The sequence below is a fragment of the Variovorax robiniae genome, assembly GCF_037889955.1.
GTDB lineage: Bacteria > Pseudomonadota > Gammaproteobacteria > Burkholderiales > Burkholderiaceae_C > Variovorax > Variovorax robiniae.
The window spans coordinates 70,433-82,911 of sequence record NZ_JBBKZS010000019.1 but is presented as its reverse complement, the minus strand read 5'-3'; the positions used below and the strand labels follow the sequence as shown (position 1 = coordinate 82,911).

Here is a 12,479-nt window from a genome sequence, read left to right as displayed (position 1 = left end):
TCAGCCCTCGGCGACGATCTTGTTCACCAGCGTGCCGATGCGCTCGATGTCCACCTCGTAGGTGTCGCCCGCCTTCATCCACACCGGCGGCGTGCGCGCCTGGCCGACGCCGGCCGGCGTGCCCATCACGATCACGTCTCCGGGCTCCAGCGTCAGCACGTCGCTGAGCAGCGAGATGGTCTCCGCCACGCCCCAGATCATGTCGGTGGTGTTGGCGTCCTGCATGACCTCGCCGTTGAGGCGGCCCTGGATCTTCAGGCCGGTCGCCGCGGGCGGCAGTTCATCGGCCGTGACCAGCACCGGGCCGAAGCCGCCGGTGCCGTCGAAGTTCTTGCCGATCGTCCACTGCGGCGTGCGCTTCTGGTAGTCGCGCACCGACATGTCATTGAAGCAGGTGTAGCCAAAGACGTAGCCCGGCGCGTCGTCCTGCGACACATGGCGCGGCACGCGCTGGCCGATCACCAGCGCCAGCTCCGCCTCGTAGTCGAACTTGCCCGAGACCTTCGGCAGGATGCCCGGCGCGCCGTGCGCGACCAGAGAGGTGGCGCCGCGGAAGAAGAACCACGGGTACTCGGGCTTCTCGCGACCGCCTTCCTTCGCATGGTCGAAGTAGTTGAGGCCGAGGCAGATGATCTTGCCGGGCTCCGGGACCAGCGGTGCGAGCTTCGTTGATGCGAGCGGCTGGCGTGGTGCATCGGAAGCGATGGCCGCCTTCGCGGCGGCGGCCAGGTCGACACCCGCAGCGAGCGCCGCGCGAAGGCTGTCCGGCACCTGCGGCTGCGCCGCATTCAGGTCGATGACCTGGTCGCCGTCGACCACGCCAAGGCGCGCGTGATCGTCTTTCAGGAAGGTGGTGAATCTCATGAATGCTCCGGTGTCGGGATGAAGAAAACCTGTCGCTGCGCTTCCTTGAGGCGCGCCGAGGGCGGCTGGGAGATGCCCCACTGGTCGACCCGGCCGGGCGGCCAGGTCCAGTCGGCGGGGCCGCCGGCCACGTAGCTGTCGTCGATCTGCTCGACCTCGGCCGTGTACTCGATGACCTCGCCGAAGGGGCCGATGAAATAGTTGAAGGCGTTGTCGCCGGGACCATGGCGACCCGGGCCCCATTCGATGGCATGGCCCGCGTCCTTCATGCGCCCGCCGCCGCGCATCACCGACTCGAGGTCGGGCATGACGAATGCGATGTGGTTCAGCGCATCGTTGTCGGTGTCGCCGAGCGCCACGCTGTGGTGATCGCTGTTGCAGTTGAGGAAGGCCATGATGCGCGTGCGGTCGGCGAGCCGGAAGCCCAGCGCCTGTTCGAAGAAGGCTTGCGTGGCAGGGACGTCATGGGTGTTGAGCACGACGTGGGCGAGGCGTGATGGCCTGTCCTTTGCCTCATGCGCGTCCGCATGTTGCGCATCGCCATGCACGATTTGCAGCAGCCGGCCATGCGGGTCGCGGATCATCAGCCCAGTGCCACCGCCAGGCGCTCCAAGCGGTGCAATCGCTTGCACGGCCCGGCCGCCAGCGCGCACCGCCGCTTCGGCCACGGATTGCAATGCCTCGGCGCTGCGTGCGCGCAAGGTCACATGGCGGATCGCGCAGGGTCCTTCGTCACGGTGCAAGGACAACAGATGATGGTCGGCGCCGGTGCCGCGCAGATACAACGCATCATCATGGCGCTCGGCCACGTCGAGGTGCCACACCTCGGTGTAGAACGCCTCGGCGCGCGCCAGGTCGGCCACGTTGAGGGCCACGCTGCGCAGGCCGCTGATCCAGGGTGAACTCATGCCCTCTCCTTCGATGATGGGGTCGATGCCGCGAAGGCGCGTGCCAGGAAGCGGCGTGCGTTGCCGTCGGTCAACAGTGCCGCCGCGTCGGCGCCCAGTCCGGCCGCCTCGATGCGCGCGAGCGGCGCGCGCTCGTGGAAGTTGAACGGGTAGTCGGTGCCGACCATCAACTGCGTCGGGCCGAACGTGGCGACCAGGTGCGCCAGCGTCGGCGCATCGAACACCAGGGTGTCGAAGAACAGTTGCCGTGCCTGCTCGATCGGCGAGGCCTGCACCTGCTCCTTCAACGCCGGGAACACGCCCCATCCCTGCTGCAGGCGCGGCAGAAGCATCGCCAGCGTGCCGCCGCCGTGGCTGAAGGCGATGCGCAGCCGCGACCGCCGAAGCATCAGGTTGCCGGTGATCACCGATGCGGCAGCCAGGCCGACATCGGTCGGATAGCCCAGCACCTGCTCCAGCGGCGCCGGCCCGACCAGCCGGTCCATGCCGGTCGGCTTGAGCGCATGCACGAACACCGCCGCATCGAGCGCCTCGCAGGCTTCGAAGAAGGGATCGAAGCGCGGGTCACCGATCGGCACGCCGTTCACGTTGCTGCCGATCTCCACGCCCGCGAAACCCAGAGTCTCGATGACGTAGCGAAGCTCCACGATCGCCGCATCGATGTCCTGCAGCGGCACCGCGCCCATGCCGATCAGGGTGCCACCGCTCTCGGTAACCATCGACGCGATCTGCTCGTTGAGGTAGCGCAGCAACTGTTGCGCATCGGCCGCCTCCATCCAGTACGACAGCAACTCGGGCATGGGCGAGATCGCCTGGTGCGCCAGGCCCATCTCCGGCAGGTCGGCCAGGCGGCGCGTCACGCTCCAGCACTTCTCCGAGACGGTCCGGTAGTTCTTGCCGGCGATCATCACGTGCCGGTGGCAGAGGCCGCCGGCATCCGGCGCAGCGACGGTCGAAGGCCATTGCGCCGGCATCTTGCGGCCGAGGTAGGCCGGGAATTCCGCCGGCACCATGTGCGCATGCACGTCGATGCCACAGGCGCAGCGCAGCCGCTGCGGCGCGTCCTCAACCATGCGGCGCATCCCGTGAAGTCCTTCGGTCCATGTTGTCTCCTGGCGCCCGGCGATCCGGCCGGCGGGCTTGTGGGGCTGGAGTCTAGGCAGGCACCGTGCATTGATGAAGTGGATTGGACATATACATAAAATCCACGCCATGGATATCCGGCAAGTCGACCTCAACCTGCTCGTGGCCTTCCACGCCATGTCGGAACACCGCAGCGTGACCCGCGCCGCGGAGTCCATCGGGCTGAGCCAGCCGGCGATGAGCGCCGCCGTCGCGCGCCTGCGCCTGCTGTTCAACGACGCCCTGTTCGTGAAGACCGGCGCCGGCATGCAGCCCACCCCGCGCGCGGCCGAACTCGAGGGCGCGGTGAGGCGCGTGATCGACACGGTCAAGGCCGAGATCCTGCCCGCGCCGGACTTCGACCCGCTGCGCGACAGCAAGCTCTTCACCCTGGTCACGCCGGACATCGCTGAGGTGCACTTCCTGCCGAAGATCCTCGCCTGCTTCGCGCAGGAGGCGCCGCATTGCGACCTGCGCACGCTCTCCATGCCGCGCCAGGCCGCGGCGGAGGCGCTGGAAACCGGCGCGGCACAACTCGCCATCGGCTACCTGCCCGACCTGCAGAAGGCCGGCTTCTTCCTGCAGAAGCTGTTCCGCAACGACTACGTGTGCATCGTGCGCGGAAAACATCCCGCCATCGGCGAGCGCCTCACGCTCAAGACCTACCTGGCCGCCTCGCACGCCGTGGTGAGCCCCGACGGCCGCGAGCACCTGCTCGACCAGTTCCTGCAGCGGCGCGGCCTGAAGCGGCGCGTGCTGGTCGGGCTGTCGCACTTCATGAGCCTGCTGCCCATCATCGAGACTTCAGACCTGGTCGCGACAGTGCCGCGCGACCTTGCGAACGCCTGCGCGCGGCACGCCGACATACGCATCGTCGATCCGCCCTTCAAGGCGCCGGTGGTCGAGGTGCATCAGTTCTGGCACCGGCGCTTCCACAAGGACGCGGCCAACATCTGGCTGCGCGGGCGGGTGCACAAGCTCTTCGGCGCTTGAAATCAGGCTGCTAAACAGCGTCCTTGAAAAACCGCCATGCGATCACCGCGATGGCCAGCAGCACCAGCCAGAACACCGGCGACGAGAGGAAGGTGCTGCGCACCCGGCCCGGCTCGGCCATCGGGTCCGCCATCACGTTGCGCATGCCGCGTTCGACAGGCACATGATGGACCGGCGGCGCAAAGGTCTCGTCGAAGTCCTCCGTCGTGCCCGCCGCCACGCCCAGCGGCGAACGGTCGCCGTTGCGGTAGCGCTCGACCGCATCCTTCGCCTCCTTGAGCCCCAGACCGGTGTGCTCCCGCACCAGCTTGATGGCATCGATCCACTCGCCGCGATCGATCGCGGCAATCGCATCAGGCGGCAGGTTCAGGTTCGACATGGGGACACCCCTTGCTATGAATCGGCCGCGACGCGCCCGGCCTCGATGGTGATGCGCCGCTCGCACTGGGCCGCGATGCCGCGGTCATGCGTCACCAGGACCAGCGTGGTGCCGCGTTCGCGGTTCAGGTCGAACATCAGCTGCATGACCTGCTCGCCGGTCGCGAAGTCCAGGCTGCCGGTCGGCTCGTCGGCCAGCAACAGCGCCGGCTGCACGACAAAGGCGCGGGCCAGCGCCACGCGCTGCTGCTCCCCGCCGGACAGCACCTTGGGATAGTGGCCGAGCCGCTGTCCCAGGCCGACACGGCCGAGCATCTCGGTGGCCGCCTTGCGCGCATCCTTGCGGTCGGCCAGTTCCAGCGGCAGCATCACGTTTTCCAGCGCGCTGAGGTTGGCCAGCAACTGGAAGCTCTGGAACACGAAGCCGACCTTCTGGGCACGCAGCGCGGCGCGGTCGTCCTCGTCGATGGCGAAGATGTCGGCACCCGCCAGCTTCACCGTGCCGCGCGTCGGCGTGTCGAGGCCGGCGATGATCGACAGCAGCGTGCTCTTGCCCGAGCCCGAGGCGCCGACGATGGCCGCCGTCTCCTTCGCGCCCAGGGTGAAGTCGATGTCCTGCAGAATGTCCAGCGTGCCGGCCGAGTCGGTGACGGACTTGAACACATGCTCGACCGCCACGATGGGATCGGATTGGGGTACAGACATTTGGAAGGGCTCTCGTTTTGAATCGCAGACACTTTATCCCGGCCGCCACGTTGGCCCTCGCAATGGGCCTTCCGGGGCCGGGCGCATGGGCCCAGCAGGCCGGCCCCACCATCCTGATCATGGGCGATTCGCTGAGCGCCGAGTACGGACTCAAGCGCGGCGAAGGCTGGGTCGCCTTGCTGGAGAAGCGCCTGGCCAGCGAGAAGATCCCGGCGCACGTCGTCAATGCCAGCATCAGTGGCGAGACGACCGCCGGTGGCAAGTCGCGCCTCGACGCCCTTCTCAAGACGCACAAGCCGAACGTCGTGGTCATCGAACTCGGCGGCAACGACGCGCTGCGCGGCCTGCCCTACACCCAGACCCAAGCCAATCTTTCTGCGATGGTCGATGCGTCGAAGGCGGCGGGCGCCAAGGTGCTGATCATCGGCATCCAGGTGCCGCCGAACTACGGGATGCAGTACCTCAACAACTTCAACAAGGTCTTCACCAACGTCAGCGCGGCAGGCAAGGCGCCGGTGGTGCCCTTCATGCTCAAGGGTGTGGCGGATGGCCCGGATGCGGCGACGATGTTCCAGCCCGACCGTATCCACCCCGTCGCCGCGGCGCATCCGCGCATCCTGGACAACATCTGGCCGGAGTTGAAGAAGCTGCTGTAGACGCCCCTGCCCACCAACAAGAAAGCCGCCGCCTGCATGACGCAGGTGGCGGCTTTTTCCTTGCCGGGTGGATGGGCCCGTTCAGCTGTTCTTCGTCGGGGTCGTGGGCACCGTCGGGGCTTCGTTCTCGAGCGAGGCCACGTCGGTTTCCGGATCACCGGGCATCAAGCCTTCGCTGCTCGGGCTCAGCTTTCGGATGGCCTTTTCTCGAAGCTTTTCTTCCTTCTTTTTCTTCTTGGCCAGTTCCTTCTGGCGCTTCTCGTATCCGTAGTTGGGTGCGGCCATGTTGCTCCTGATGTCGCGCCCCGGAAGCGGGGCATACCTGCACCCACTGTAAGCGATAACTCATCCGGCGAAAACGCTTCGAAAAGGCGGTCAGTTACCCATGCCTTCCAGGGCTTGCGACAGATCGTCCCGCAAGTCCGACAGTGCCTCCAGCCCGACGGAGAAGCGCACCAGCGTGCCCTTGTAGGGCCAGCGCGCCACGCTGGCATCGCGCATCAGGCCGATGTCGTAGGGCACGACCAGGCTGATGGGGCCGCCCCATGAATAGCCCAGTCGAAAGAGTTTCAAGCCGTCACAAAAACGATCGACCTGCTCGCTGCTGAAACGCTCGTCGAACACCACCGAGAAGATGCCGGCGGCCAGGTCGCTGTCGCCGCACAGCGCGCGCCAGTTGTCATGCCCGGGCGAGCCTTCGATGGCCGGATGCAGCACCTGCGCGATCTCGTCGCGCGAACCCAGCCAGTGCGCCAGGGCACGCGCGGCCTTGTCATGGGCGGCGTAGCGGATCGCGATGCTCGGCAGCGAGCGCAACAGCGTCTCGACATCGCCGACGCCCACTCCCCAACCCATGCGCATGTGCGTGAGCTTCAATGCCTGGTGCAGTCGACCGTCGTCGCGCGTGACCACGCTGCCCATCAGCACATCGCCGCCGCCGCTCGGGTATTTGGTCAGCGCATGCACCGACACGTCGACGCCCTGCCCCGTGCCGTTGAAGTCGAAAGGGTCGAAGGCCAGGCCGGCGCCCCAGGTGTTGTCGAGTGCGGTGATCACGCCGCGCGCGCGGCACAGGGCCACCAGCGCCGGCAGGTCCGGGAACTCCATCGTCACCGACCCCGCGGCCTCGACCCAGACCAGCTTCGTGCGGTCCGACAGCTTGGCCGCCAGGTCGGCCGGATTCATCGCGTCGTAGGTACGGTGCGTGATGCCGAAGTTGGCCAGTTCGCCGTTGGCCAGCGCCTTGTTCGGGCCATAGGCGTTGTCGGGCAGCAGCACCTCGTCGCCGGTCTTGAGGAAGGCAAAGGCCACCAGCGCGATGGCCGCAAGGCCGCTGGACACCAGCAGGCAATGCGTGCCACCCTCCAGCGTGGCCAGGCGCTCCTCCAGCGTGAAGGTGCTCGGCGTGCCATGCAGGCCGTAGGTGTAGCCCACCTTGGTCTTCCAGTCGCGCGCCCGCATCGCAGCGACATCGGCGAAGAAGACGGTTGAGGCCTTGTAGATGCCCGGCTGCGGCGCCGCGAACTTCGCGGGCGGCTTGTAGGGATGGTGGATGAGGTCGGTGATCGGTTCGTGAGCCATGGCGTGATGCTAGCCCGGTCAGGCCTGCGACGTGGCAAGGATCGCGTCCGCCAATTCACGTGCACCGAGCGTTCTTGAAAAGTGCTTCAGGTGCGGGGAGGTTGCGACGGTGACCTCTGCGATCTTCATGGCCGCTTCAGCGAGCTCGTTCGCCGGCACGCCCAAGGCCTGCAACGAGGCCGGCAGGCCGGTCATACGGTAGTACGGCCGCAACTGGTCGAGCATGGCCTGCTGCACGTCCCGTTCGAGCTGCAATTGCACCAGCAGCCCGAAGGCCACTTCTTCGCCATGCAGGCTCCCATGGATCGCGGGAATGGCCGACAGGCCCCGCGTCAGCGAATGCGCCACCGACAGCCCTCCGTTCTCGAAGGCCAGCCCCGACAACAGGATCGTGGCCTCCAGCACCCGCTCGAAAGCAGCATTGGGCGCCTTCGCCTCCACCGCTGCGAGCGCATCCGCGGTATCGGCCATCAGCGTGCTGAAGCAGGTTTCGCCGATCAGCTTCGTCAGTTGGCCTTGGCGGCCCTTGTAGAAGTTGACCCCGCCGGCTTCCATGCATTGGCCCATCTCGAACTTCTTCGACAGCGCATCGCCCAGCCCCGAGACGAAGAAACGCCGCGGCGCCCTGGCCAGCACGGCCGTATCGACCAGCACCACATCCGGATTGGCGCGCATGGCGCGCACTTCGGCGAGGCGATGGTCTACGGTGTAGAGGACGGCGACGCGGCTGGTCGGCGCGTCGGTCGAGGCCACGGTCGGCACGATGAACACCGGGCAGTCCAGTGCGATCTGCGCACCCTTTGCAGCGTCGATGGACTTGCCGCCACCGGCTCCCACGATGAGGTCGCAGTCGCCGTTGCGGAAGCTTTGCGCCACGCGCTCCACCTCGGCCGCGGTGCATTCGCCGGCGAACACATGCCAACGCAAGCCCTGCAACGCCGGCACCGCCTCACTCAGGAGTTGGCGAACGAAATCGTCGGCCACGACCAGGGCGCGCGTTGACTTGAACTCGTCGAGCAACAGCGGGAGTTGGGACAGGGTTCCCGGACCCTGGATGTAGCGCGCGGGTGCGCCGAAGCTGAGATGCGTGGTGGTGTCGCCGTTCATGAGGGCTTGAGTCTGGCGCCGGGCGAACGACATTCACCGTTCCTCCCCGCTGGTTGTTGGTCCTGGTCTTGCGATCGATGTTAGATCGATCCACAGGCCGGGACACCGCGGGTTTGCAGCGGCGCACCTGACTCACGGCAGTTGTGGATGCGTACCCGGCCCCGCAAGGGCGCAGAATGACTCAACGCGCGCAGACGCGCCCCAAGGAGCATTGTCATGGCCATCCACGAACTCTTCCCCTACCTCCGCGTGCACGACGCGGCAGCGGCCATCGCCTTCTATTGCGCCCTCTTCGGCGTGAAGGAGAAGTTCAGGCTCACCGAGCCCAGTGGTCGCATCGGCCATGCCGAGATCGACTTCGGCCACGGCGCCACCTTGATGCTGTCCGACGCGTATCCCGAATACGGCATGGACAGCGCACAGGCCATCGGCGCGAGCCCCGTCGCCATGCACCTCCACGTGGACAACGCGGACGCGCTGATCGACCGCGCGATCGCCGCGGGCGCCACGCTGGTGATGGCGCCGCAGGACCATTTCTACGGGGAGCGCTCCGGCAGCTTCGACGACCCGTTTGGCCACCGATGGAGCATCGGGCACAACATCGAAGACGTGACGCCCGAGGAAATGCAGCGGCGCTACACCGCCATGATGGCTACCTGAATTGACCCACCCCCGAATGCGCCTGCGGCGCTCCCCCTCAAGGGGGCGCACCCGGCGGCCCGGCAAAGCCGGTTCCGCGGGTGCCCACGAACAGGCATTACTCGACCTGTTTCAGGCTTCGCGGGTCGCGTGGTGGAAAACTGATATGAATCAGACCGACCACTTCTCGATCAGCTTGTCCGCACCCATGCCGTCATAGCCTTCGAAGGGCTGATGAATCCAGGGATTGGTCGCGAGGAATTCAACGGAGTAATCCGGCTCGAAAGTCGACAATGCCTTGGTCCAGATCACCGCACTGCGCAGTTCGGTGATCGGCGCATAGCGGTTGCGAAGCATGTCGACCACCGCATGCAGCGTGTGGCCCGAGTCGGCCAGGTCGTCCACCAGCAGCACCTTGCCGGCGATCTCGCCCTTGGGCGTGGTGATGTAGCGGGCGATGTCGAGGTGGCCCTGCACCGTGCCAGCGTCGGCGCGGTAGGAACTGGTCGACATGATGGCCAGCGGCTTGTCGAAGATGCGCGAAAGCACGTCGCCGGGGCGCATGCCGCCACGCGCCAGGCACAGGATAGTGTCGAACTCCCATCCCGACTGATGCACCTTGATCGCGAGCTTCTCGATCAGATTGTGGTACTCGTCATAGCTCACGTAGAGATGCTTGCCGTCTTCCGTCAACATGGGTTGGCTCCTGATTTGGGATGTTTTGAGGTCGTGGGGAAAAAAGGGATGATCAGTCGGCCAGGTACGGGTGCCGCATCATGATCGTGTGGTCGCGGTCCGGGCTGGTCGACACCATATGGATCGGCACGCCGGTCACTTGCTCGATGCGCTGCAGATAGAGGCGCGCGTTCACCGGCAGCTTGTCGTACTGCGTCACGCCGACGGTGCTGTCGCTCCAGCCTTCCAGCGTTTCGTAGATCGGTGTGCAGCGCTCGATCTCGTCGGCGCCCATCGGCAGGATGTCCGTCACTTCGCCGTCGAGCGTGTAACCGGTGCAGAGCTCCAATTTCTCGAGGCCGTCGAGCACGTCGAGCTTGGTGATGCACAGGCCCGACAGTCCGTTGACCTGCGCCGAGCGCTTCAGCAGCGCCGCGTCGAACCAGCCGCAACGACGGCTGCGGCCGGTGGTGACGCCCTTCTCCGCGCCCACGGTGCTCATGTGGTAGCCGGGCGTGCCGGGCGTGGCCCAGTCGAGCTCGGTCGGGAACGGACCGCCGCCGACGCGCGTGCAATAGGCCTTGGTGATGCCCAAGATGTAGTGCAGCATGCCCGGACCCACGCCCGAGCCCGCGGCCGCGTTGCCGGCGACGCAGTTGCTGGAAGTGACGTACGGGTAGGTGCCATGGTCCACGTCGAGCAGCGTGCCCTGCGCGCCTTCGAACAGCAGGTTGGCGCCGTTCTTGTTGGCATCGTTCAGTTCGCGCGACACGTCGGCCATCATGGGCTTGAGCAGTTCGGCATGCTTCATCGCCTCGTTGAACACCGTGTCGAAGTCGACCGCCGGCGCGCCCAGCACTTCCACCAGCACATGGTTGTGCAGGTCCAGGCACACGCGCAGCTTGGCCGCGAAACGCTCGGGATGCTTCAGGTCCTGCACGCGCAGCGCGCGGCGCGCGATCTTGTCTTCATAGGCCGGGCCGATGCCGCGGCCGGTGGTGCCGATCTTCTCGATGCCGCCCTTCTCGCGATAGGCCTCGCGCGCGATGTCGAGCGCGGAATGGAACGGCAGGATCAGCGGGCAGGCCTCGCTGATGCGCAGGCGCGAACGCACCTCGACGCCGACCTTCTCCAGCCCTTCGATTTCCTCGAACAGCTTGGCCGCGGACAGCACCACGCCGTTGCCGATGTAGCACTTGACGCCGGGGCGCATGATGCCGCTCGGGATCAAGTGCAGCGCGGTCTTCACGCCGTTGATGACCAGCGTGTGGCCCGCGTTGTGGCCGCCCTGGAAGCGAACCACGCCCTGGGCGCTCTCGGTCAACCAGTCGACCAGCTTGCCCTTGCCCTCGTCGCCCCACTGGGTGCCGACGACGACCACGTTTCTTCCGGTGGTAACGCTCATGTCTACTCGCTTCTCAAAAACAGATTCAGATGGTTTGCACTGTCCACTGCCCGCCCTGCTCGACGAGCTCGCGGTCACAGTGGAATTCGTCGATTTCGCTCTCGTGGCCCGGCAGCACGCAGACCACGGTTTCGCCGCTGCGGCGCAGCGCGGCAATGGCATCGCGCAGGCCTGAGGCATCGCTCCACGGCGCACGCACTGCCGCGCGCAACGGACGCGCGGGCAGCACCTCGACCAGCTCGCGCAGGTCAAGGCTGAAGCCGACGGCCGGACGGTTGCGCCCGAACACCGCGCCGACTTCGTCGTACCGCCCGCCGCGCACCAGCGCATCGGCCGCGCCATTGACGTAAATGCCGAAGCGCATGCCGCTGTAGTAGGCGTAGCCGCGCAGGTCGGACAAGTCGAAGCTCACGTTGGCGCCGCTGCCGAGCTGGCGGCCAAGCTGGCGCAGGTCGGCCAGCGCCTGCCGCACGGCGGGCGTGGCGGGCAAGGCGCGCTCGGCCTCGTCGAGCACCTTCGCGTCGCCGTACAACTGCACCAGCGCCAGCAGGCCATCGCGTGAGGCCGCAGAGAAGTCCCGCGTCAGGCTGCGCAGTTCGCTGGCGTCCTTGGTGGCCAGCGCCGCATGCACGCGGGCCAGCACGCCCCCATCGACCGGCACGCCGGCGAACAGCGCGCGCACGATGCGTGCATCGGCCATGTCGACCAGCACCTTGCCCTGGATGCCGGCCGCGTGCAGGCAATCGAGGGCGAGCACGAGGACTTCGGTGTCGGCTTCCAGGCCGGCATGCCCATAGATCTCCGCGCCGAACTGCAACGGTTCGCGCGTGGCATGCGGGCGATCCGGCCGCACATGGACGACCGGGCCGCAGTAGCAGAGGCGTGCAACGCCCTGGCGGTTGAGCAGGTGCGCGTCGATGCGCGCGACCTGCGGCGTGGTGTCGGCACGCAGGCCCATGCTGCGACCGGAGAGCTGGTCGACCAGCTTGAAGGTCTGGAGGCCGAGCGCCTCGCCCGTGCCCGAGAGCAGGGATTCGAGGTGCTCGAGCATCGGCGGCATGACCAGCTCGTAGCCATAGCCACGGGCCGTGTCGAGCAACTGGCGACGAAGTTCTTCGATGTGGCGCGCTTCGGAAGGCAGCACATCGGCAATGTGATCCGGGAGGACCCAGGCGGACATGGGAAAGTGAGGCGGGGGTTAAACGTGAATTCTACCGGCCCCGCGGCAGGCGCCCGCCGAGCGCCTTCACGGGTTCAGTTTGCAACCCAAAGCAGCAGTACGCCGAGCAGGATGCTGCAAAGCCCGAAGAACCGGAGCTGCCCGTCGCGCAATTGCAGCAACTGGATGAAGCCCTTGCGCCAGGTGCCCGGCGACAGGAAGGGCATCGCGCCCTCGATCACCAGCACCAGGGCCAGGGCGCTCCAGAAGACGTCGGAGCTCACCGC

Annotated in this window: 15 protein-coding genes; 3 read left to right on the top strand and 12 right to left on the bottom strand. The window is 66.7% G+C overall.

The annotated features are described in order from the left end of the window. Genes WKW79_RS29480 through WKW79_RS29470 form a run of 3 tightly spaced genes read right to left on the bottom strand, consistent with a single transcriptional unit; the run spans position 1 to position 2,854 of the window. Positions 1-864 (bottom strand): fumarylacetoacetate hydrolase family protein, encoded by an 864-nt coding sequence (locus WKW79_RS29480; protein ID WP_340338790.1) that lies wholly within the window; start codon positions 862-864, stop codon positions 1-3. Continuing rightward, positions 861-1,772, bottom strand: a complete 912-nt coding sequence (locus WKW79_RS29475; protein ID WP_340338789.1) for a VOC family protein — start codon at positions 1,770-1,772, stop codon at positions 861-863. The genes WKW79_RS29480 and WKW79_RS29475 overlap by 4 nt, the downstream gene beginning before the upstream one ends. After that, positions 1,769-2,854 carry an amidohydrolase family protein gene (locus WKW79_RS29470; RefSeq protein WP_340338788.1) on the bottom strand — a complete coding sequence of 362 codons (1,086 nt, stop codon included), beginning with the start codon at positions 2,852-2,854 and terminating at the stop codon, positions 1,769-1,771. The genes WKW79_RS29475 and WKW79_RS29470 overlap by 4 nt, the downstream gene beginning before the upstream one ends. A 130-nt stretch (positions 2,855-2,984) precedes the next feature. Between WKW79_RS29470 and WKW79_RS29465 the strand changes: the two genes are divergently transcribed. Next, the gene (locus tag WKW79_RS29465; protein ID WP_340338787.1) at positions 2,985-3,887 is read left to right on the top strand and encodes a LysR family transcriptional regulator; all 903 of its coding nucleotides are present in this window, start codon (positions 2,985-2,987) and stop codon (positions 3,885-3,887) included. Positions 3,888-3,897: 10 nt separating this feature from the next. Here WKW79_RS29465 and WKW79_RS29460 read toward each other — a convergent pair whose 3' ends face one another. Then, positions 3,898-4,266 carry a ribosomal protein L7/L12 gene (locus WKW79_RS29460; RefSeq protein ID WP_340338786.1) on the bottom strand — a complete coding sequence of 123 codons (369 nt, stop codon included), beginning with the start codon at positions 4,264-4,266 and terminating at the stop codon, positions 3,898-3,900. 14 nt (positions 4,267-4,280) lie between these two features. Then, positions 4,281-4,970 carry an ABC transporter ATP-binding protein gene (locus WKW79_RS29455; protein WP_340338785.1) on the bottom strand — a complete coding sequence of 230 codons (690 nt, stop codon included), beginning with the start codon at positions 4,968-4,970 and terminating at the stop codon, positions 4,281-4,283. 62 nt (positions 4,971-5,032) lie between these two features. Between WKW79_RS29455 and WKW79_RS29450 the strand changes: the two genes are divergently transcribed. Then, positions 5,033-5,626, top strand: a complete 594-nt coding sequence (locus tag WKW79_RS29450; protein WP_340338819.1) for an arylesterase — start codon at positions 5,033-5,035, stop codon at positions 5,624-5,626. Positions 5,627-5,707: 81 nt separating this feature from the next. On the opposite strand, the gene WKW79_RS29445 is transcribed toward WKW79_RS29450, so the two are convergent. From WKW79_RS29445 to WKW79_RS29435, 3 genes are all read right to left on the bottom strand, one after another. Then, positions 5,708-5,911, bottom strand: coding sequence for a hypothetical protein (locus WKW79_RS29445; RefSeq protein ID WP_340338784.1), 204 nt, complete (start codon positions 5,909-5,911; stop codon positions 5,708-5,710). Positions 5,912-6,001: 90 nt separating this feature from the next. Beyond that, entirely contained in the window at positions 6,002-7,207 is a 1,206-nt protein-coding gene (locus WKW79_RS29440) for a PLP-dependent transferase (RefSeq protein ID WP_340338783.1), read from the bottom strand. A gap of 18 nt (positions 7,208-7,225) precedes the next feature. Further along, positions 7,226-8,347, bottom strand: a complete 1,122-nt coding sequence (locus tag WKW79_RS29435; RefSeq protein ID WP_340338782.1) for a glycerol dehydrogenase — start codon at positions 8,345-8,347, stop codon at positions 7,226-7,228. Positions 8,348-8,530: 183 nt separating this feature from the next. On the opposite strand from WKW79_RS29435, the gene WKW79_RS29430 reads away from it, so the two are divergent. After that, positions 8,531-8,974, top strand: a complete 444-nt coding sequence (locus WKW79_RS29430; protein WP_340338781.1) for a VOC family protein — start codon at positions 8,531-8,533, stop codon at positions 8,972-8,974. A 150-nt stretch (positions 8,975-9,124) separates the two neighbouring features. Here WKW79_RS29430 and WKW79_RS29425 read toward each other — a convergent pair whose 3' ends face one another. From WKW79_RS29425 to WKW79_RS29410, 4 genes are all read right to left on the bottom strand, one after another. Further along, on the bottom strand, positions 9,125-9,649 hold the full coding sequence (locus tag WKW79_RS29425; RefSeq protein ID WP_340338780.1) for a phosphoribosyltransferase: 525 nt from the start codon (positions 9,647-9,649) through the stop codon (positions 9,125-9,127). Positions 9,650-9,701: 52 nt separating this feature from the next. Beyond that, a complete protein-coding gene (locus WKW79_RS29420) occupies positions 9,702-11,033 on the bottom strand; it encodes an adenylosuccinate synthase (RefSeq protein WP_340338779.1) in 1,332 nt (443 codons plus the stop codon). Between the two features lie 25 nt (positions 11,034-11,058). After that, positions 11,059-12,213 carry an ATP phosphoribosyltransferase regulatory subunit gene (locus tag WKW79_RS29415; protein ID WP_340338778.1) on the bottom strand — a complete coding sequence of 385 codons (1,155 nt, stop codon included), beginning with the start codon at positions 12,211-12,213 and terminating at the stop codon, positions 11,059-11,061. A 74-nt stretch (positions 12,214-12,287) separates the two neighbouring features. Then, positions 12,288-12,476, bottom strand: a complete 189-nt coding sequence (locus tag WKW79_RS29410) for a DUF2065 domain-containing protein (RefSeq protein WP_340338777.1) — start codon at positions 12,474-12,476, stop codon at positions 12,288-12,290. Between the last annotated feature and the right edge of the window lie 3 nt (positions 12,477-12,479).